This is a genomic window from Pseudogemmobacter humi (assembly GCF_900609055.1).
Taxonomy (GTDB): Bacteria; Pseudomonadota; Alphaproteobacteria; order Rhodobacterales; family Rhodobacteraceae; genus Pseudogemmobacter; species Pseudogemmobacter humi.
The window spans coordinates 15,591-36,865 of sequence record NZ_UXAW01000107.1 but is presented as its reverse complement, the minus strand read 5'-3'; the positions used below and the strand labels follow the sequence as shown (position 1 = coordinate 36,865).

Below are 21,275 nucleotides of genomic sequence, written 5' to 3'. Positions count from 1 at the left end.
CCGCATGAGCGCCCCGGCGAAGGCGCCCCCGGCCCGTCGCCCGGCGTGAACGGCGAGATCGAGCTCTGAGGCCGGGCCAGCCGCTCTGCCGCAAAGAGGGCCGGGGCGTTTCCCGGCGCGCGCGATGCGGCAGGCCCCTCCTGACCGCCCCCGGATCCCGGGGGGGGGCGCGCATGCGGTTCAGAGATTGCTCCAGCCGCCGTCGATGATCTGCGTGGTGCCGGTGGTGTAGCTGCTCTCGTCCGAGGCGAGCCAGACCACCAGTTGCGCCACCTCTTCGGGCCGGGCCGCGCGGCCCATCGGCTGCGCCGCCTCCTGCGCGGCCAGCGCAGAGGCGAAATCGCCCCCGGCCTTCAGCCGCGCCTCATGCGAGGGGCTGGCGACGATCCCCGGGCAGACCGCGTTGCAGCGGATGCCCCGCCCCGCGAAATCTGCCGCGACCGAGCGGGTCAGCCCCACCACCCCGGCCTTGGTGGCGCAAAAGCCGAACTGCGCCTGCGCGCCGGTGACCGGCCCCGCGACCGAGGCCATGTTGATCACCGAGCCGCCGCCGAGCGCGATCATTCCCGGCAGGAAGGCGCGGCACATGCGAAACATCGAGCCGAGATTGACATCGAGGCCGAAGGACCAGTCCTCGTCGGAGCAATCGAGGATCGTGCCCCCGCCCGGCAGGCCCGCGCAGTTGAACAGCACGTTCGTGGCGGGGAACTCCGCCGCCAGCGCCAGGATGGCGGCTGCGTCGCGCACGTTCAGATGGCGGGTGGCGATGCCCCCGGCGGCCAGTTCCGCCAGCGCGCGGTCGTTGATGTCGGTGGCGATGACCTCGGCCCCCTCGGCCGCCATGGCAAGGACCGCGGCGCGGCCGATCCCCTGCCCCGCCGCCGTCACCAGCACCGTCTTGCCCGCCAGTCTGCCCGCCATGTCCTGCCCCTCTGCCCGGTTTCGCGCCAGACTAGCGGGCTGCGCGGGCGGATGCCAGCCGGGCCGCTCTTCGGCCCTTACGGGCCTCATCGCTGTGCAGCGATGACCGCCCGAAGGGAGGGAAGAGCGGTGTTCAGCGCCGGTATTCCGGCTTCTGCGCCCAGGCCCAGGCATGGGCGATCATCTCGCGCAGAGCGGAATGCCGCGGCTGCCAGCCCAGTTCCTCGATGGCCCTGGTCGAGGCAGAGACCAGCGCCGCCGCATCGCCCGGCCGGCGCGCGCCCTGCACCACCGGCACCTCGCGGTTGGTCACCGCCCGGCTTTCCCCGATCACCTCGCGCACCGAGAAACCGCGCCCCGAGCCGAGGTTGAACACCCGGCTGCCCTTGCCGTCCATCAGCCAGCGCAGCCCCAGCACATGCGCCGCCACCAGATCGCTGACATGGACGTAATCGCGCACGCAGGTGCCGTCCGGCGTGGGATAGTCGTCGCCGAACACCGTCAGCGCCGGGCGCCGCCCCGCCACCGCATCCAGCATCAGCGGGATCAGATGGGTCTCGGGCCGGTGCTGCTCGCCCAGCTCCCCCTCAGGATCGGCGCCCGCCACGTTGAAATAGCGGAAGATCACATGTTCCAGCCCGCAGGCCGCGCCGAAATCGCGCAGGATATCCTCGATCGCGCGTTTCGAGCCGCCATAGGCGTTGATCGGATATTGCGGCGTGTCCTCGGTCAGCATCACCCCGTCCTGATCGCCATAGGTCGCGCAGGTCGAGGAGAACACGAAGTAACGGATCCCCGCCTCTGCCGCCGCCCCGATCAGGTTGAGCGCGCCCCCCACATTGACCCGCCAGTAAAGCCCGGGATCCTTCATCGACTCGCCCACCAGCGACAGCGCCGCGAAATGCATCACCGCCACCGGCTGGTGCTCCGCAATGGCGGCCGCGACGGCGGCGCGGTCCATCAGATCGCCCACCACCAGCGGCCCGTATTTCACCGCCTCGGCCCAGCCGGTGGAGAGATTGTCGAAGGCGACCGGGGTGAACCCCGCCCGCGCCAGCGCCTTGCAGGCATGCGAGCCGATGTAGCCCGCGCCCCCGGTGACGAGAACCTTCGCCATAGTGATGCCGCCCTTCCGTGGTGCCGTTCCGTCATGCCGCGCGCCCGGCACTTTCTGCGTCTGCATATCCTTCCGGCCCGGGCTTGTCGACGGCGGGGCCAGCCACGCGGTTCAGCTTGCGCGGGCAGGATTTCCCTCCTTGATCAGAAAGGGCGGATAGGACAGAGTTGATAATGAATTAAACCGGCTCCTGAACCGGGTCTGCCGTTACGACAGGGTGTTTCCATTGTTGCTTTTCGCAAAACCCGGCCGCGTTGTCGCGAGGGCCCTGTCAGCCGCCCTGCTTTTGTCGGGTCAGGGGCTCATGACCCCTGCAAGGAGTGACGCCTTGCCCTTTGAAGTGATCTGTTCCGTTCCGGGGGGAACAGGCAGCGATGCCAGCGCAGAGATCTGTGACGGTTTTCTGCGCGTGTTGCGGCAGAGCTATCCGGGATACGACTTTACTCCGGCCACCCGCACGACCGGGGGGCCGGCGCTTGAGGTGCAGATCACCCAGGCGAGCCGAACCGGAACCGGCATCCGTCTGATCTGGACCGATGCCGCAGGCCGACGGCACGAGGGCGAGGTTCAGGCGGTATCGGCGATGGACCGCAACGTCACGCCCTCGATGCAGATATCGCTCTACCATCGCGCCCTGACGGCGACGCCAATGCCGGACCATGACCCCACCAAGGGAGGACAATGAGATGTGCCTGCTCTGCGCAGCAAACCCCGAAGCCGACCCTCTGTCATCCTGGGATCAGCATACGGACGCTACCGGCACGGGTGCCGGCGGCGGGTCGGGCGGCACCCCGCCGGGCGTCAACTACGCGCCCTATACCTGGGACCAGATCGCCGGTTATCTGACCGATGGCTACTGGGGTTTCAACGGCGGCAGCTGGCGGGCGTTCGACATCGGCCCCAGCCGGACCATCACCTATGACACGACGCGCCTCTCGCCCCTGGCGGCCGCCATCGCGGAACATGCTCTGGAAATCTGGGCAGCGGCCACCGGAATCAATTTCGTCGACACCGGCGTCCTTCCCTCGTCCTTCACTGAAGGTACGGACACAGGTGGCTCCACCGCGACGGCAAGCACCATAACGACCAACTCCATCGTGACCGGTTCCATTGCGACTGCGTATGATGCCGATTACTATCGCGTCACCCTGGTCGCGGGTCAGACCTATATGATCGGGCTGACGCGGGCGCCCGGCTCGACCTTCGATCCCGTCCTGAGCCTGTTGAACAGCTCGGGCAGCGTGCTTCAGACTTCGGACCATCCCACCAACCCTGCGTCCGGTGAATATGTCACGTTCACCGCGACGACCACCGGCACATATTACATTGTCGCTTCTGATTACGGAACGCGCACCGGCGGCTACGAACTGTCGGTGCAGGTCGCGGCGGACCTGACGTTCAACGATATGGATCAGTCCGGTGCCTATGCCTGGTCAGATCTCAGCGGCAATTCGATCCTGCAGTCCTTCATCAACATCCATGACAGCTGGGACGACCTGACCCTGAACGGCTACATGCTGCAGACCTACATCCACGAACTGGGGCATGCGCTCGGCCTGGGCCATGCCGGCCCCTACAACGGCAACGCCGTCTGGGGGACGGACAATGTCTACGACAACGACAGCTGGTCGGCGTCGATCATGTCCTATTTCGACCAGTTGGATAACACTTTCGATCCGTCGGACTACGCCTATCTCGCCACGATCATGCCGGCGGATCTGATCGCGATCCAGAATCTCTACGGCGCGGGCTCGGTGGGCTACGAAACCGGCAATACCGTCTGGGGCCCCGGCGGCAATCTGAGCGGCACCTATTTCCAGCTGATGCTGAATATGTGGGGCGGGCTCGTAACCGCCGATCCGCTGATCTACGACTACGAAAACTTTGCCTTCATGGTCTATGACACGGCCGGGAACGACACGCTGGACTTCTCGGTGTTCTCGGCGAACCAGGTGATCGACCTGAATCCGCTGGTCCGCTCGAACGTGGGCGGAATCATCGGCAATGTGGTCATCGCGCGCGGCGTGGTGATCGAGAACGCGATCGGCGGCAGCGGGAACGACTCCATCACCGGCAACGGCGTCTCGAACGAGCTGCATGGCAACAGCGGCAATGATTCGCTCTACGGCGGCGGCGGCAACGACTTCCTGTTCGGCGGCAGCGGCGCCGACCGGCTGGACGGCGGTGAGGGACTGGACACCGCCTATTACTCGACCTCGACCAGCGGCGTGCGGGCCGACATGATCTATGGCAGCACCAATACCGGAGATGCGGCCGGCGACATCTATATCAGCATCGAGTCGCTTTACGGCTCGGCCTACAACGACACGCTCGGCGGCGACAACGCCAACAACGTCCTGTTCGGCTGGGACGGGCATGACGCGATCGACGGCCGCGGCGGCAACGATCATATCTACGGCGGAGCCGGGAACGACAGACTCTATGGCGGTGCCGGCAACGACACCCTGTTCGGCGGTTCCGGCTCCAACCTGCTGGATGGCGGCACCGGCACCGATGAGGCAAGCTATGCCATGGCGACCGCCGGGGTCTGGGCCGATCTTCTGGCGCCGGGCTACAATACCGGCGAGGCGGCCGGCGATACATATGTCAGCATCGAAGTGCTGCGCGGCAGCGCCTATGGCGATACGCTCAGCGGCGACGATCTGGTCAATTCGCTGATGGGCGAGAACGGCAACGATGTCCTCTACGGCCGCGGCGGCAATGACTGGATGTTCGGCGGCGCCGGCAACGACACCCTGGTCGGTGGCGCCGGCGGCGACTACATGGACGGCGGCGACGGGCAGGATTTCGTAAGCTATCATACCGCGGGCAGCGGTCTGCGCGCCGTGCTCTCGGCCCCCGGCAGCAATACCGGCGAGGCGGCGGGCGACAGCTACATCTCGATCGAGGGCCTCATCGGCTCGGCCTATAACGATACGCTCGGCGGCAACGGTCTGGCCAATATCATCGACGGCGGCGCCGGGAACGACAATATCGACGGCGGTGCGGGCAATGACACGCTTTACGGCGGGGCCGGCAATGACATTCTCATCGGCGGTGTCGGGGCCGATGTGCTGAACGGCGGCGACGGCACGGATGTCGCCAGCTACTGGGCCTCGGCCAGCGGGCTGCGGGTCGATCTGAGCAACCCCGCCTCGAATACCGGCGAGGCGGCCGGCGATCAGTTCGTCAGCATCGAAGGCCTCCAGGGCTCGGGGTTCAACGACACCCTGGTCGGCAATGGCGGCGACAATTTTCTCGCAGGGCTTGCCGGCCACGACGTGCTGCACGGGCTTGCCGGCAATGACACCCTTTATGGGGAGACTGGCAATGACAGTCTCTACGGTGGCGAGGGCAACGATCACCTTTACGGCGGCCTGGGCGCGGATATGCTCGACGGCGGCAACGGCATTGATGCCGCCAGCTATCTCGGCTCCACGACAGGGGTGCGGGCCGACCTGCTTTATTCCTATGTCAATACCGGCGAGGCAACGGGCGACACCTATTTCTCGATCGAGAACCTCCAGGGCTCCAATTTCAACGACATCCTTTCCGGCGACCACCTTGCGAATACGTTTTCAGGGATGGACGGGAACGACATCATGGACGGTCGCGGCGGCAACGACACGCTCGCCGGCGGGAATGGCAACGACACGCTGATCGGAGGGGCCGGCAATGACGTGCTTTACGGAGGCGCCGGGAGTGACACCTTCGTCTTCCATGCCGGTTACGACGTGGTGATGGACTTCCAGGACAACATCGACCAGCTGCAAATCTACGCCTCGTCCTGGGGCGGCGGCGCGCGCACCGTCGCGGATATCCTGGCGACCGCCACCCTGGTCGCGGGCGTCGGTGTCCGGCTGAATCTGGCGCCGGGGAACATCCTTGAAATCCGCGGCATCCTTGATGCCTCGCTGCTGGCGAACGATATCGTCCTGGCGTGAGCCGCCGGAAATCCCGAACCACGCCCTTGCGGCGGCCCTGCCGGGCCGCCGTTTTCGTCTGACCCGGCAGCGCAGCGGCGCGGGAATTTCCCGCCTCGCGGCCGGCCATTTCCCCTGCCGCTCTTCCTTCTCGCTGCCGCAGGGGCTAACAATGATCCGCACCGGACCTGTCTGAAACGCGCTGCGGAGCCTTCATGCTTCTATTCGACAAATGCGTCCTCGATTTCTTCCCGCAGTATCGTTCAACCCAGGTCGCCTGGCAGGCTCTTGAACCTTTCGCCGCCTGGCTGATGCGCACGGTGCAGCCGGGGCGCACGGTCGAACTGGGCAGCTATCGCGGAGACAGCTTCTTCACCATGCTGCAAAGCTCGCAGGGGCTGGAGCCGGTGCGCGAGATCTGGGCCGTGGACAGCTGGGAGGGCGACCGCCATACCGGCCCTTACGGCGATGGTGTCTACAGCCAGTTCATGACCGAATTCAGCCGCCGCGCCGATCCCAGGGCGCGGCATCTGCGGATGTTGTTCTCGGATGCGCTGGCCGAATTCGAGGATGGCTCGATCGACCTTCTGCATATTGACGGCGCCCACGATTACGGCTCGGTGCGCGAGGATTACGAGACCTGGCTGCCGAAAATGGCGCCCGACGGCATCATCCTTTTCCACGACACCCTGGTGCGGCAGGAGCATTTCGGGGTCTGGCGGCTCTGGGCCGATATCGTCGAGGCCAGCCCGGAAGGGCGGACCATCAACCTCGGTTTTTCGAACGGCCTGGGGGTGCTCTGCCTCGGCGAGGCGGTCGGTCACGATATCCACCGCCTCTGCGCCGCCGGCGACAGGCAGAAGCTGATGACGACCGCCGCGCTTGAGGCGCTTGGAACCCGTATCCTGCGGCAATCGCAATACGAATACATGCTTATGGAACGCGCGGGCCTTACGGTCGCCGAAGACCATGTTTTCGCGCGCGGCGAAGAACTGGAGTTCCTGCGCCAGTTGCGCGCGGCCGAACGCGAGATGCAGCCCGATCCGGCCGCAATCATCGCCGAGGCCGGAAACGCCTGCGACCTGAGGCTCCGCGATCATGTGGCAGCCCTGACGAAGCCCGAAGATTCACCGCAGAACGAGGCGGGAACCGCGGAAAATCCGCTGGCCGGACTGGCCGCGCTCTTCGCCCCACGACATGAATTCGACGCTTTCGGCAACGATCTTCGCGCCCGGAGCGCCGCCGGCGAGGCGCAGACCGCCCGCACCGGCGAGAAAGTGGAGGCGCTGGAAAGCAGGCTCACGGCGCTGCGCGACGATGTGGCGGATATCGGCAACCGTGTCGGCATCAGCGAACAGGGCCTCGGCGCGCTTGAGAAAACCACGGCGCAAAGGCTGGACGAAGCGGTCGCCGCGCTCAGGGCCGATCTGGCGGCGGCAGAGGCGCGGCTCGCCGCCCTGGCCGCCGAAACCTCGGCTTCGCTCGCCCGGGATTTGCTGGGGCCGCGGGCGCCGGAGATGCTGGAGGCAATCGCCCCCGGCCTGCCCGCGGCGCTGGAAAACGGGATCCCCGCGCTTTATCCCGGGTTCGAGCCGCATGTCCGCAATACGGTCCGCCTGAAGAACGATGCCCAGGACGATGCGATCATCGGGATCGGCGCCAAGGTCGATGCCCATGAGCAGGCGCTGAACTATCTTATCGAGGAACTGCGCAAGATCCTGAAACATCCGTTCTTCAGGTGAACCCCCGCCGCGCGCCGCCGGGCCGGAGCCGCCGTCTCAGACCTCACGCAGCTTTGCCTCCGTTCCGGGCCGCGCCCAGACCCGCTCCAGCAGGGGATGGCCGAAACTGCCGGTCATGGTGCTGAAACTCTGGTCCCAGGTCTGCGGGTGATAGGTGTCGGCCGCCGCCACCCGTGCCGCGCCGTCGCCGCAGCGCGCCACCGCCAGTGCGATTGCCTCGGCGATGCCCTCGACACTGGGCAGCGCCGGCTCGAAATTGGCCGATATCCCGCGATACCACTCGCTGCTGCGGGCAGGCGTCGTGTTGACCACCGTCACCACCCCCGAGCGCACCATCTCGAAAGGCGGCACGCTGGGATGGGGCGCATACATCAGCACCATACCGACATCGAACCCCGCCAGCCGCTGGCGATAGACCTCGTAAGAGGAGTTCGGCAGACAATTGATCACCACCTCGCCAAGGCGGAAGCTCTCGCCCATACGCGACGAGCCCATCATGTAGAATTCCCAGGGCTCGCCGGTGTCGAAGGCCCCGGCCCGGATCGCCTTGTCCATCGCCATCAGCGCGATGGTCATCAGATTGCGCTTCGCATGATGCTCGGGCCGGCCGTAGAAGATGAAACGGCGGGGCGAGCGCGTCGCGATCTCTCCGGCTTCCGGCAGCGGCGCCTCGGGGATGCCCTGCTCGAAGACCGCGACCTTGCAGCCGGGATCGACCACCCCCTCGTGGCGCAGATGCGCGAGCAGGGCGGCGGAATTGCACACCAGATCCGGCCCGGGATCCCGCAGGAATACGCTTTCGACCAGGAAGCTGTAGGAATCGTTTGGATAGAAGATCCGCTCGTCCTCCTGCACGAAATAGGACCAGGCCGGACGCGGCAGGAAGGCCGCCACCCGCGAGGCCAAGATCGCGCTGGTCCAGTTGTAGCAAAGGATCGCATCCCCGGCACCGATCCTGATCGTGCGCGCAACGCCGAGGTTGTGCAGTTCGGCCTGTTCCAGCACGCCGTGGACCAGCTTGTTGCCGCGGAAGGCCTCGACCGCCTGCGCAGGCGTCATTGTGACCTTCATCACGAGCATGCTGATCTTCACCCCGCGCGCCTGGAGATGGGCGAGGAACTGGAAGAACGCGATATAGCCGCCGAAAATCACCGTCGGATCAAGCTCGGGGATGATTACCACAAGGCGGGGCTCGTCGCGGTCGATCAGCTGCACATTGATCTGACGGTTGACCAGCGTCAGCAGATAATACTCCGCCCAGAAATCGGCCGTCAGATCCTCTTTTCCGGCGCCAGGCGAGAACCTGCGCGCGAGTTTGGAATGCAAGGCGGCAGAGGTGAGGTTCCTGAAGCTGGACAGCTTTCCTGAAAGCCCCGGGCTGTGACGGATGATGGAAAGACCAGCCCGGATTTTCTGACTTAATTTCAAAAGGATACATCCTTACATCGGCCGGGCGCCCCGCAGGGGGCGCCGCATGGCGTCCAGGCTTCGCGCGGGCAATCTACCGCCTGGCCGACCGCTTTCCAACCCGTGCGCCCGCCGCCCCGGCCGAAAATAGTTCTGGGCCACGGGGCAGGATTTCGCTAGATATGCGGCTGCCGGAGCGGGGTTTCGGCAAGGAACCCGGTGTTTTGTTCCGTCCCCTTCGCCGATCCGTGCCACCGCCCGGGGAGACCATTCCTTCGGGCGAAAATGGAGCTCTGCTTGTCTTACGATCTGATTTTCGAACATGCGTTTTCGACCGGAATCTCCGGTCTGGTGAAAGGGACGCCACCTGCCATCGAAGAAACGATCCGGGCCTATTCCAGCGATGGCGATCGCAAGGAAGAATTGCTTGCCGAATCCGCACTGACGATGTGGCGCATCGATGCCCAACGGCAGAACAGCAAGGACCACCCCTCGCCCTATTGCGGCTTCAACCTGGCCTTCCCCTGGAATGGCAAGGAGAACATGCCGAAAAACGTGGTACTGAAGATCGGCGACAAGGTGGTCGGGCGTTTCAGCGACCTGAAAGAGCCGACGAACGATCAGGGTGTCCTCGCCTCGTCGGTTCTGTCACTTTCGAACCGCTCGTTCTACGGCATCCAGGGTATGACACTCGACAACGGCGTGCTGCGCGTGATCGGCGTGCTGACCCCGCCGAAGGGCGATGTGAAGGGGATCCGCTTCGTGGCCCCGCAAGGGGTCAGGGCAAATCTGGTCTGGCCGATCCACGACGAGGGCTCGGGCGATTTTTACTGGTATGTTCCGGGCTCACCCTATCTCGGTTTCCGCATCGACATCCACCTTGCCGACAGTGCCCTGCCGGAAAGCGATTTCCTGGAGTTCGGGCTGCATCTGGTGAACGAATCCGACAGCTACAACGAATTGCGGAATATCAGCGTGCCGCTTTCGCTGGCCGCGATGATGAACTTCCCGCCGCAATACAACATCGCCCGGGTGCAGCGGATTCAGAACCGCTCAGGGGCCGCGATTTCGGGGGCCTCAGATGCGCGCCGCATCCTGCGCATCGCGGAACGCCACAAGTCGCTGGAAGCGCCCTTCCGTATTCTCGACTGGGGCTGCGGCTTTGGCCGGGTCTCGCGCCATCTTTCGTCTTTCGCCCGAAATGCCACCGTGCTCGGCGCCGACATTGATGACGAGAACCTGGACTGGATGAAGGCGCATCTGCCCCATATCACCCCGGTTCCCAGCGACATCTCAGGCCATATCGCCCAGGACGACAAATCCGTCGATATCGTTTTCGGCATTTCGGTGATGACCCATCTGCGCGTCGATGTCATGAAACTCTGGCTGAAAGAGCTTTGCCGTATCACCCGCAATGACGGGCTGCTGCTGCTGACCGTCGCGGCAGACAGTTCGCTCGCCTTCACCAGCCGCTGGGTCAGCAACGACAACATCGACACCTGGCGCAAGAACGGCGAGATCGTCTTTGGCAACCAGGGCGCGGTCGACAGCAATATCGGCGGCGAGGATTACTACGTCCAGTCGCTGATCAACGAAGAGCGGGTCCGCGCGGTCTGGTCCGAATTCGTCGACGTGCTGGAGGTCATACCGGCGGTATTCGGTTATCAGGATATGGTGGTCTGTCGGCCGAAGGGCTGACAGTAACACCAGCTTCTTCATGAAACGGGCCCGCAAATCCGCTCTGTGGGCCATATTTGGCTTGAACGGCCCCCAGCAGAAAAGACAGATAAGAAATGGCGATATCAGTACCTTCGGATATAAGCTTCTTCGTGTCGGTCCACATACCGAAAACCGCGGGAACGACGCTGGGAACCATTCTCAACCGATGCTGCAAATACCGGCTGCTGATGGATTATCCGGGCTATGATGGAAACGAGTATTTCACGGCCGACCCGCTGATCGCGAAGAACCGCGATTTCATCGCCGGATATTACAAGGGCATCCATGGCCACTTCAATGTCTGCCGGCATCAGAGCGTCTTTCCCGAGGCAAAGTTCGTCGCGATGCTGCGCCATCCCGTTGATCGGCTGATCAGCCAATATATGCATGAGCTGAACGACCCGACGGACAGTATGTGGCATAAATACCTGACCTCGGGCGAACGCACGATCGTCGATATGGCGGAACATCGGGTTTTGCGCCGCGCGATGGCGCAGCATCTGGAGGGCCGCCCGATCGAAGATTACGATCTGCTGATGCTCTCCGAGAATATGGGCATGTCACTCATGCTGTTGCAGCATACGATCGGCAATCTTCATATCGGCACCCATTTCGGCGAACCGCCTCAGATTCCACGCGAAAATATGGGCAACAAGCGTCAGCGCAGTGTCGTCATCGACGACAAGACGAAATCGGCGATCTATGACCGGCTGACCGAAGATATCGAGCTTTACAAGAAGGCATCCGAGCTTTTCACGAAAAAGGCCCGCAAATACCTCTGACGCCGGTCCGGCGCCGTGGCGTGAAATACACCTGGATAGCCCCGCTGTTCAGGTGCCGAAAATGATGCGCTGGTGGTAGCGCAGTCCTTCGACCACATCCTCGAACTGCCTGAGTTCGCCATCATGCAGCACCATGGCCACATCGCACAGTTCCTGAATGACCTGGGGCGAGTGATTGACCACGATGGCGCCGGCCCTGCGCATCCGCGAGAGAAAAATCCGGTTCGATTTCTGCCGGAAGCCTTCATCCCCCACCGCGGTGACCTCATCCACCAGATAAGTGTCGAAATCGATTCCCATCGACAGGCCGAAAGCAAGGCGTGAAATCATGCCCGAGGAATAGGTGCGCACCGGCAGGTGGAAATGGCTGCCGAGATCGGCGAATTCCTCGGCGAAGGCGACCAGTTCGTCGCTGTCGACGCCATAGATCCGCGCAACATATCGCGCATTCTGCGCCCCCGAGAGATCGGGGTGGAAGCTGCCGGCGAAGCCAACCGGCCACGAAACCGTGCCGGAAATCTCGATCCGGCCCGATGTCGGATCCTGTGTTCCGGCGATCATCCGCAACAGGGTGGATTTCCCGGCGCCATTGCGTCCCAGCAGCCCATAAGACCGGCCACTCTCGAAAGTGACATTGCAATCTTTCAGAACCGTCTTGGAAACACCTTCCAGATGGAAGGTCTTGGTCAGATTGACCAGCCGGATCATGCCATTCGCCTTTCAGCGCCGGTCGCGCAGCGAATAGAACAGCAGCGTGGCGATCGACCAGAGCATGCCGACAAAAACCACCGCCAGCCCCAGGAGTTTGCCTCTTTCCGGGAAACGCGCGCTTTCCGCCTGGGTCGGCAACACATGGGCGGCAAGATAGCGGCTCTGGCGCCGGGCCTCGATCAGCGCCGCCTCGTAAGCGGCGCGGGCGCTGACATAGGCATTCTCGGCGAATTCCCTGTCGACCAGCAGCCGCTCGTAATCCGAAAAGATCGACGCCAGCGCCTCGCTTTCGCCGGGCGTCTCATCGCCGCTGCTGATTCCGAACTTCCGCCGTTCGGCGGCGATCCGCTCGCTGATCACCTTGATCCGCCGGCGCACCGTCTCAAGCCGGGGATCGTTCGCGATCGTATTCTGCTCCAGAAGTTCAAGCTCCACCTGAGCCGAAACCAGTTGCTCCTGCAACGCCGCGATGACCGAGGCCTGGGCCGCAAGTTCGGTCGAAGGGTCGATCAGCTGGTGGCGTTGGCGGAACGTGGTCATGGCACTGCGCGCCTCGCGCACGCCCTCTTCGGCCAGGCGCAGATCCTCGGCGGCGAAGCGCACCGCGTCCTCGGTCGCCACGTCGTTCAGATCGTTGATGATTTTGGTCGAACGCTTGTAGATCGCCTCGGTGATCTTCTGCGCATCCCCCGGCGTGAAGGCAAGCGCGCGCACTTCGATCAGCCGGGTGGTGCTGTCGTAATAGACCGAGACCATATCCTCCCAGTAATCCTTCAGATCCTCGATCGTGCCGGGCGCGGAATAGGCGAACACCGGATCGAAGCCGGGTTTCGACCAGATTTCGCGCAGGCCGATCTCGGCATCGACATCGGCGACCAGTTGCTGGCTGAAGATGAATTCATAGAGAATATCGGTATCCGAAGAGCTGCCGCTGCCCGAGATGCTGCTCAGCCCGCTGAAAAGCGCCAGCGCCGGGCTGCCATCCTCGCGGTGCACCGAAAAGCCCAGATAAGAGGCATACTGATCCTCGGCGATGGCCCAGAGATAGATCGCCGCCGCCGCGACCGGCGCGGCCACCAGCGCGAGGAAAGAGGCGATGAGCCCGTAATGGCGCGGGCGCATCCGGCTGCGGCGGGCCGGCGGCGGCGCATCGGGCATCTGCTGCCCGGGGACGGCGGGCGCCGGGGCAACCGGCGGCACCAGCCTGGGGCCGGGCCCCACGACCGGGCTGCCGATGCGGGGAGCGGCGCCACTGGCCGGAACCGGCTGCCCCACGGGCTTCAGCGGCACCACCGCCGCCGAGGTCTCGGCCTGGGGGGTGGGCACCGGCGGCGCCGGGGCATGCGCCGCAGGGGCGGCGGCGGCAGGCGGCGCAGCGGAAGCGGCTGGCCCGGCAGGCGCAGAGCCCGCGGGCGGAGCCACCGGAGTGGAAGCGCCTGCGGCGGCCCCGGAGGCCATATTGCCGGCTTCCGGCATCGGAGGGTTCGCAATCATACTTATTACCCGCCTGCGTTACATCCGCATCTTGCCGCGATGATAATGCGTTCCCGGGCTTCGCGCCAGTCCGGCCTTCGCCACTCGGCGGCACCCGGATCTGCGCCCCGCCGGCCTTGTGCCGGCGGCTTGCGCCGCAATCTCCGCCCCGGTATTCTGCCGCGGCCATCCGGTTCGGGGTCCCGGCCCGATGTTCCGGGGGCCGGCCGGAACCGGGACCAGCCCGGTCTTGCGGGACGGGGCGCCAGCCTCCCCCCGGACCGCTGCGGCGAGGCAGAGCGCAACGGAGAAGTTAGCCCATGACCGTTTCCCTGCCCGCCGCGCAGAAACCTGCCCCGGGCGCCACCCGCCCCCGCCGCAGATTTCCCACGCTGCGCTGTATCGGCGCGCTTATGCTGCGCGAGATGGCCACCACCTATGGGCGCTCTCCCGGGGGCTATATCTGGGCCATTCTCGAACCCGTCGCAGGGATCTTCATTCTGACCGCCGCCAGTTCCTTCATGATGGCGCGGCCGCCGATCGGCACCAGTTTCGAGCTGTTCTACGCCACCGGCATGCTGCCCTTTTTCATGTTCAACATGATTTGCAGCCGGGTCGGCACCGCGATCATCTTCTCGAAACCCCTGCTGGCCTATCCGGCCGTCACCTATGTGGATGCGCTGATCGCGCGGTTCATCGTGAACTTCCTGACCGAGCTTCTGGTCTTTTTCATCGTCATGACAATCCTGATGCTGAATTTCGACACCAGGGCGGTGCTCGACTACGGAATGATCGCCAAAGGCCTGGCGATGGTGGCGCTGTTCTCGTTCTCGCTCGGAACGCTGAACGCCTGGCTCTTCATGCGGTTTCATGTCTGGCATGTGCTGTGGTCGGTGATCTCGCGGCCGCTGTTCCTGATCTCGGGCGTATTCTTCATGTATGAATATATTCCCGAGCCGCTCAAAACCTGGCTCTGGTTCAATCCGGTGCTGCATTGCATCGGCATGGTGCGGGCGGGCTTCTATCCCAGCTACAACGACAGCTATGTCTCGACCGCCTATGTGCTGCTGCTCTCGCTTTCGATGCTGGCGCTGGCGCTGCTGATCCTGTCGCGCCAGGTCAAGACATTGCTCTACGAGGGCTGATCGCGCCATCCGCGCGCTCAGACGAGGATCAGGCCCGAGACAAGCTGATCGGGATGGCTCAGCCCGCGCAGGTCGATCAGGCCGCCACCGTCGAGCCAGATCCTGAGGCCGATCCCGTCCGGCAGGACCGTGATCTGCTCCGGCCGCACCCCCCCGGGCCCCGGCACCAGATCGCGCGGCAGCAGCAGCCGGTCCACCCCCGGGGTGAAATCCATGATGATGTCGTAACCGCCCTCAAAGACGAAAACATCGGCCCCAGCGCCGCCGAACAGCACGTCATGGCCCGCGCCGCCGTAAATCGTGTCGTTGCCCGCGCCGCCGTAGATCGTATCGTTGCCGCCGCGCCCGGCCAGTACATCGTCTCCGGCGAGGCCCGAGAGGATATTGGCGCCATGGTCTCCGGCAAGCGTATCGCCATGGATCGAGCCCTCAAGCCCCTCGATCCCGACATAGCGGTCGCCGGCGGCATCGCCGGTGTTGCTGGTGATGTAGATCAGATCGGCGCGCAATCCCGAAAGAGCGTCGCGATAACTGGCGAAATCCCGATCTCCGGGGCCACCGTCCAGAAGATCCGCCCCCGGACCGCCGATAAGCACATCATTGCCGACCCCGCCGTAAAGAGTGTCATCGCCATGGCGCCCGACGAGCAGATCGTCGCCTGGCCCGCCGAGCAGCATATTGTCCAGCCCGTTGCCGGCCAGAATATCGGCGAAAGCCGTGCCGCCCAGATCCTCGATCTCGAAGTAAGTGTCGCCTTCGGCATCGCCGGTGCCGGTGCTCTGGTAAATCAGGTCGGCCCGCACCCCCTCGGACGCCGTCCAGTAGCTGGCCATATCGCGGCCCGGACCGCCATACAGAACGTCGGCCCCCGCGCCGCCCACCAGCGTGTCATTGCCATTGCCGCCGAACAAGGTGTCGTTGCCCGCCTCGCCTTCAAGCACGTCGTCGCCATCCAGACCCCAAAGCCGGTTGGCCCCGGCATCGCCGCTCAGCGTGTCGTTCCAGGCGCTGCCCTGAACAGCCTCGATCGCGACCAGCACATCTCCCGCCGCGTCGCCAAGCGCACCACGGCCGGCCAGCAGGCTGACGCGCACCGCGGTCAGCGCATTCCAGTAGCTTACGGTGTCAAACCCCGCGCCGCCATCCAGCAGATCGGCACCAGGGCCGCCCACCAGCGTGTCGTCGCCATCGCCGCCGAAAAGACTGTCATTGCCGCCGCGCCCGTCCAGCGCATCATGTCCGTCGCCGCCCAGCAGAAGGTTGCTGCCATGGTCTCCGCCGAGCGTATCGTTCCAGACCGAGCCCGAGAGCCCCTCGATCCCGATAAGCTGATGCAGCGCCGCAAGTCCGGCATTGGTCGCCGGCCAGAGCAGATCGACCCGCACCGCGGCCGGGGCGTCGATATAATCCACCAGATCGAAACCGTCGCCGCCGATCATCACATCGCGGCCCGGGCTGGCGCGGAAGATGTCGTCGCTCCCGGCGCCGACCAGGTGATCCGCCGCCTCGGTGCCGAACCGCACACCGCTGGCCTCGATTCCCTGCCCCGCATGCCAGAGCCAGAGGAAGGCGCCGGGACCGAAGGCCGTAACCGGGATCGGCAGGCCATTGGCGGAAAACAGCACCAGTTCTTCGGTGTCATAGCGGATGACGGCGCCGTTCGCAGTCGGAGTGATCGACAGGCTGCCGGGGCCATAGAGCCGCCCCCAGGCCGTAAGGTCCAGCACATCGACCCCCGGCTGATAATCCATGATGTAATCGGTTTCGCCATCCGAGGACAGGACGAAGACATCCGCTCCGGCGCCGCCCCAGAGCCGGTCCTGGCCGGGGCCGTCCATCAGAATATCGTTGCCCGCCCCGCCATAAAGCGTGTCATTCCCGGCGCCGCCCAGGATCAGGTCATGGGCGGCGGTGCCGCTCAGGATGTCGGCGCCGGCGCCGCCGGTGATCGCCGCCGCCAGCGTGCCGGTGGCCACCCGCAGCCGGGTGATCCCCGCGCCTTCGCCCGCGACGAAGATCTCGAACCCGTCCGCCACCGGCTGGATCAGAAGCGAGGTGATATTGTCGAGTGCAAGCCCCGGCTGGTGCAGCACCGTGGCTGACAGAAGCAGCCTCCCGCCGGGCAGGATCTCGAAGACATGCAGCCCCCCGTCGCCGCCCCCGGCGACGACGAAGGCGCGGTTGCCGATGGTGACGGTCTCGACCGCCCGCACCCCCTGAAGCCGGGTGTCGAGCGTGTCGATCACATGATCGGCCACGCTCAGGGCACCGGCCGGCGAGACCGACAGCAAGGTCAGTGAGGAACTGCCCGCCGATGCCGCCAGCACCCAGGTCTGGCCATGGGCCGTCACCACGCGCAGGGCGGAGGGATCGCTGATCCCCAGCCCTTCGGCCGCGCCGACCGAAGCGGTCTCGGTCAGCCCGCCGTCAGCCCCGATGCGAAACAGCGCGATCCTGTCCGCGGTCAGCGAGGCGGTGGCGAGATACTGGCTCGCGCCAAGCGAAAAGGCGCTCATCGCGCTGATGTTGACGCCCTGCTGGCCCGTCCCGGGCGGCAGCGCCGCGAGCCGCGTCATTACGCCGTCGGCGGCCACCTGCCAGCCCTGCACCGCACCGTCACCGGCCATTGCGGCGTAAAGCAGCCGCTGGCCACCCATGGTGATCAGGGCCTGGGCGGTGATCACCCCCTGCGGCCCGCCGGGCGGCCGGACCGTCGCGGCAGGCGTCCCGTCCGCGGACAGCCGCAGCGCGACCAGCGAGGTCTCGGCCCCGCCCGAAAAGATCAGATGCTGCCGGCCGCCGATCTCGTAGAGATCGAGCGAGGGCGGGGCGGAAAGCTGCCCTCCGGTGCGGATCGTGCTCTGGGCAAGCAGAGCGAGCGTCGGCCCCGCCTCCAGCACCATCAGCCCGCCGCCCGCGCGCGTGCTGGTATAAAGCAGCACGCGCCCGCCGATCGTGGCCAGCATCATATCTCCGATGCCGGAAACCAGATTCAGCGGCGCATCGGTAAAGGTTTCGACAACCTCTGCCCGGAACATCGTATCACCCCGTCTTACCCCGGGGACGAGCCTGCCGCATCATGCTTGCCGCAGGGTTTCCCGATCCGGGCAGAACCTGGGCTTTCCGGGCGAGTTCGATTCAAACGCCCCCGATTGCGCCCGGCGGCGCTTTGGGCGAAGGATGGTGCGGCCCGGGCGGCAGGGGAAGATGCGCGAAACACCCGATCATGTGACGATCGTGATGGCCACACGCAACGGCGCGGCCCATCTGCGCGCGCAGCTCGACAGCATCGCGGCGCAGAGCCACCGGAACTGGTCGCTCTTCGTCTCGGACGATGGCTCTGCCGACGCCACCCGTCAGATCCTTGCGGATTTCGCCCGCCACCACCCGCTGCGTCTGGTTGAGGGGCCGGGCCGGGGGGCGGCGGCGAATTTCCTCTCGGCGCTGTGTCACCCCGAGCTGCCGCCGGGCCCGGTCGCGCTGGCCGATCAGGACGATGTCTGGCTGAAGGGCAAGCTCGCGCGCGGGCTGCGGCGCATGGCGGTGGGCGGGCGGCGGCGGGGCGACGGGCCCGTGCTTTACGCGGCCGAGAGCATGCTGGCCGATGGCGGACTGAAGCTGCTGAGCCGCTCGAAATCGGGGCGCGTCCGACCGGGGTTCGCACCTTCGCTGGCGCAGAACCTTTTCGCGGGCCATTCGACGATGCTGAACCCCGAGGCGCTGGAACTGGTGCGCCGCGCGGGCGTGCCGCCGGGGGTGGTCTGGCATGACTGGTGGCTCTACCAGCTTCTGGCCGGAGCGGGGGCGGCGCTGATACTGGATCCGGCGCCCTCGGTGATCTGGCGCCAGCACGGGGCCAATACGCTCGGCGGCGCGCGCGGCGCGGCGGCCGGGCTGAAACGGCTCGCCATGGTGCTCAGCGGGGAATGGGGGCGCACGATGCAGGCCCATGCCCGGGCGTTGCAGCAAAACGCGCCCCTGCTGGAAGCAGAGGCGCGCGCCGTGCTGGAGGGATTCCTGAGCGCGCCCGGCCGGGGTATGGGCCGGGTCAGGCTGTTTCGGGACCTGGGGATCCGGCGCAGCTCGCCAGCAGGCGATCTGACCATGCTGGCCGCGGCGGCGCTCGGCAGGCTGTAGGACGATCCCCGGCGGGTGCTCTTCCGCCCTTACGGGCGTCATCGCAGGCGAAGAGGTCTGTGAAGACCGATGAGCGGCCCCGGGAGACCCGCGCTCAGATCCAGCGCCCCACCGCCATCGCCCTCAGCGTCACCGCCCCGGTCTTCGACACGAGGCCCAGCACCCGCAGCCCCACCGACGCCGCACCCGGCGCCGCATGCGACAGCCAGCACTCCGCCGCATCCGCCATCCCTGAGACCACCGGCGCCGATCCGGTCAGGAACGGCTGCGGGAAGGTCCAGGTCAGCGCGGGCGAGGTGAACCCCGCCCCGAGCGCCGTCGAAACATTCGCCACCGAGAGATTGCCGCGCCAGCAGATCTGGGTTCCGTCGGTGAAGCGGATATAGTCGCCGTTAGCATTCGCGCCCCGCTCGATCACCGCACCCGCGGGCAGGCCCGCGGTCTGCGACACCGGCCCGACCACGCTCGCGCGGCTGTAAACCTGGCTGCCCTCCCGCGTCAGGCCCTGGGGGAAATCGGCCACGCCGTCAGGCGCGATGCTCATCGCCACCGCCCAGGCGGCGCCGTCGGGACTGACCTTCACCGCGAAAGCGTCCGATCCGGCGGTGCCCATCTCGGCCCGGCCCGACCAGCCGGTCTGGAACAAGAGGCTCGCGGTATCGCCCGCCGCCGCCTTGTTCAGCTTGAGCTGCACCCCGGCCCCGGCATGGGTCATCAGCACCGCCTCCGAGGCCACCGCCAGCCGGTTCACCGCATCGGCCGCCGCGCCCACCCCAAGCCGCGCGAAGCTGCCCGCGCCCTCGGCCGGGGTCTTCCAGCCCAGTCCGTCGAACACCGCGGTCTGGCCCTCGGCCAGCACATGAGCGCGCCAGCCGGGGCGCGGCGCATGGAACCGCCAGCCCTCTGCGGTCAGTACCGCCACCCGGCCCGCCTGTGCCGCCCAGTCCCCGGTCGGCGAGGCCGCGACGATATGGCGGTCGCCCGGCACTGCCGTTTCGGGCGGCGCGGTCCGGCTGCGGTCCAGCACCGCGAGCTGGACGATCGCATCCAGCGCCAGCAGCGCCTCGTTGTGGGTGACATGTTTCTGGGCCTGGGCGGGCAGGATCAGCGGCAGGCCGAGAATGTCGGTATCGTCGGGCATGGGGAAATCTCCGGGCGCGGTTTGGACGGGCCTCGCTCTGCCCGCGCCCGGACCATGGCCCGGAAGGTTTGCGCAAGGGTTGCAGGCACGTGCGCTGCCCGCCGTCGCGGCGCAACGGCTCAGGCCCCGATCACGCCCCTGCTCAGGCCCCCGGCCCGCCGGTCCCCGCCCCGTCGGCCTCGCGGATCGCCCGCCGCGCGGCCGCTCCGGCGCGGATGTTCACGCTGATCGCGCCGATGATCAGCGCGCCGCCCAGGATCACCCAGGGGTCGATCCGCTCTCCGAAGACCACGGCCCCAAGCGCCGCCGACCACAGGATCTGAAGGAAGCTGACCGGCTGCGTCACCGCCAGCGGCGCCGCGGCGAAGGCCCGCGTCATCGCGTAATGCCCGAGCGTGGCGAAGCCCGCCCCCGCCGCCAGCCAGCCGAGCTGCCATGCCTCGACCGGTACCCAGACCATCAGCGCCACCGGCCAGAGCCCGATCACCGAGGTGAAGGTCATCATCGCGACGATCACCCCGGCGGGCACCCGCGCGCTCAGCCCCTTGGCGAGGATATAGCCGCCCGCGAAGAACAGGGTCGCCCCCATCTGCGCCCAGTGCCCCGGGGTGATCTCGCGCAGCCCGGGCCGCAGCACGATCAGCGCCCCGGCGAAAGCGACCAGCACCACCATCACGCGGCGCGCGCTCAGCCCTTCGCCCATCAGCAGCCCGCCCGCGACCAGCACGATCACCGGGTTGAGAAAGCCGATCGCCGAGACCTCGGCCACCGGCACCCGCGCCATGGCGTAGAACCACAGGATCACCGCCGCGACATGCAGCACGCCGCGCAGGGCGAACAGCCGCCAGATCGCCGCCGGATAGCCCGCGCGCAGGATCGGCAGCAGCATCGGCAGGAAGAACACCGCGCCGAAGGCGAAACGGATAAAGGCCGATTGCGGCGCGGGCAGGCTGGTGCCGACATGTTTGACCACGCCGTTCACGCCCACCATGGCAAGGCCCGAGACCAGCATCCAGATCATGCCCGCCACGGGGCGGTCGGCGCGTCTTTCCCACAT

15 protein-coding genes are annotated in these 21,275 nt (G+C 66.1%); 7 read left to right on the top strand and 8 right to left on the bottom strand.

What is annotated here, in order from left to right; translation table 11 throughout:
- Positions 1–180: 180 nt before the first annotated feature.
- Both XINFAN_RS18715 and galE read right to left on the bottom strand, forming a co-directional pair.
- Positions 181–921: an SDR family oxidoreductase gene (locus XINFAN_RS18715; RefSeq protein WP_124088384.1), complete on the bottom strand. Its 741-nt coding sequence runs from the start codon at positions 919–921 to the stop codon at positions 181–183.
- 133 nt (positions 922–1,054) lie between these two features.
- Positions 1,055–2,038 (bottom strand): UDP-glucose 4-epimerase GalE, encoded by a 984-nt coding sequence (gene galE, locus XINFAN_RS18710; protein ID WP_124088387.1) that lies wholly within the window; start codon positions 2,036–2,038, stop codon positions 1,055–1,057.
- A gap of 328 nt (positions 2,039–2,366) precedes the next feature.
- Between galE and XINFAN_RS18705 the strand changes: the two genes are divergently transcribed.
- The 3 genes from XINFAN_RS18705 (at position 2,367) to XINFAN_RS18695 (ending at position 7,703) form a co-directional block, all read left to right on the top strand.
- Positions 2,367–2,723: a hypothetical protein gene (locus XINFAN_RS18705; protein ID WP_124088383.1), complete on the top strand. Its 357-nt coding sequence runs from the start codon at positions 2,367–2,369 to the stop codon at positions 2,721–2,723.
- Between the two features lies 1 nt (position 2,724).
- Entirely contained in the window at positions 2,725–5,982 is a 3,258-nt protein-coding gene (locus XINFAN_RS18700; RefSeq protein WP_160144663.1) for a M10 family metallopeptidase C-terminal domain-containing protein, read from the top strand.
- A 194-nt stretch (positions 5,983–6,176) separates the two neighbouring features.
- Positions 6,177–7,703 carry a class I SAM-dependent methyltransferase gene (locus XINFAN_RS18695; protein WP_124088381.1) on the top strand — a complete coding sequence of 509 codons (1,527 nt, stop codon included), beginning with the start codon at positions 6,177–6,179 and terminating at the stop codon, positions 7,701–7,703.
- A gap of 36 nt (positions 7,704–7,739) precedes the next feature.
- Here the strand turns inward: XINFAN_RS18695 and XINFAN_RS18690 are convergent, their stop codons facing one another.
- Positions 7,740–9,131 carry a rhamnosyltransferase WsaF family glycosyltransferase gene (locus XINFAN_RS18690; RefSeq protein ID WP_124088380.1) on the bottom strand — a complete coding sequence of 464 codons (1,392 nt, stop codon included), beginning with the start codon at positions 9,129–9,131 and terminating at the stop codon, positions 7,740–7,742.
- Between the two features lie 276 nt (positions 9,132–9,407).
- On the opposite strand from XINFAN_RS18690, the gene XINFAN_RS18685 reads away from it, so the two are divergent.
- Positions 9,408–10,808 (top strand): class I SAM-dependent methyltransferase, encoded by a 1,401-nt coding sequence (locus tag XINFAN_RS18685; protein WP_160144662.1) that lies wholly within the window; start codon positions 9,408–9,410, stop codon positions 10,806–10,808.
- A 131-nt stretch (positions 10,809–10,939) separates the two neighbouring features.
- Complete coding sequence (locus XINFAN_RS18680) at positions 10,940–11,611, top strand: sulfotransferase family 2 domain-containing protein (protein ID WP_160144661.1); 672 nt, start codon at positions 10,940–10,942, stop codon at positions 11,609–11,611.
- A 48-nt stretch (positions 11,612–11,659) separates the two neighbouring features.
- On the opposite strand, the gene XINFAN_RS18675 is transcribed toward XINFAN_RS18680, so the two are convergent.
- Positions 11,660–12,319 (bottom strand): ABC transporter ATP-binding protein, encoded by a 660-nt coding sequence (locus XINFAN_RS18675; RefSeq protein WP_124088377.1) that lies wholly within the window; start codon positions 12,317–12,319, stop codon positions 11,660–11,662.
- A 12-nt stretch (positions 12,320–12,331) separates the two neighbouring features.
- Complete coding sequence (locus XINFAN_RS18670; RefSeq protein ID WP_233352374.1) at positions 12,332–13,648, bottom strand: KpsE/RkpR family capsule polysaccharide export protein; 1,317 nt, start codon at positions 13,646–13,648, stop codon at positions 12,332–12,334.
- A gap of 467 nt (positions 13,649–14,115) precedes the next feature.
- On the opposite strand from XINFAN_RS18670, the gene XINFAN_RS18665 reads away from it, so the two are divergent.
- Complete coding sequence (locus XINFAN_RS18665; RefSeq protein WP_124088376.1) at positions 14,116–14,940, top strand: ABC transporter permease; 825 nt, start codon at positions 14,116–14,118, stop codon at positions 14,938–14,940.
- 17 nt (positions 14,941–14,957) lie between these two features.
- Here the strand turns inward: XINFAN_RS18665 and XINFAN_RS18660 are convergent, their stop codons facing one another.
- A complete protein-coding gene (locus XINFAN_RS18660; RefSeq protein WP_160144660.1) occupies positions 14,958–17,978 on the bottom strand; it encodes a calcium-binding protein in 3,021 nt (1,006 codons plus the stop codon).
- Positions 17,979–18,147: 169 nt separating this feature from the next.
- On the opposite strand from XINFAN_RS18660, the gene XINFAN_RS18655 reads away from it, so the two are divergent.
- Positions 18,148–19,077, top strand: a complete 930-nt coding sequence (locus XINFAN_RS18655; protein ID WP_160144659.1) for a glycosyltransferase — start codon at positions 18,148–18,150, stop codon at positions 19,075–19,077.
- Between the two features lie 94 nt (positions 19,078–19,171).
- On the opposite strand, the gene XINFAN_RS18650 is transcribed toward XINFAN_RS18655, so the two are convergent.
- Together XINFAN_RS18650 and XINFAN_RS18645 are read right to left on the bottom strand one after the other, a co-directional pair.
- A complete protein-coding gene (locus tag XINFAN_RS18650; protein ID WP_124088373.1) occupies positions 19,172–20,218 on the bottom strand; it encodes a DUF2793 domain-containing protein in 1,047 nt (348 codons plus the stop codon).
- A 142-nt stretch (positions 20,219–20,360) separates the two neighbouring features.
- Positions 20,361–21,275 carry a DMT family transporter gene (locus XINFAN_RS18645; protein WP_233352372.1) on the bottom strand — a complete coding sequence of 305 codons (915 nt, stop codon included), beginning with the start codon at positions 21,273–21,275 and terminating at the stop codon, positions 20,361–20,363.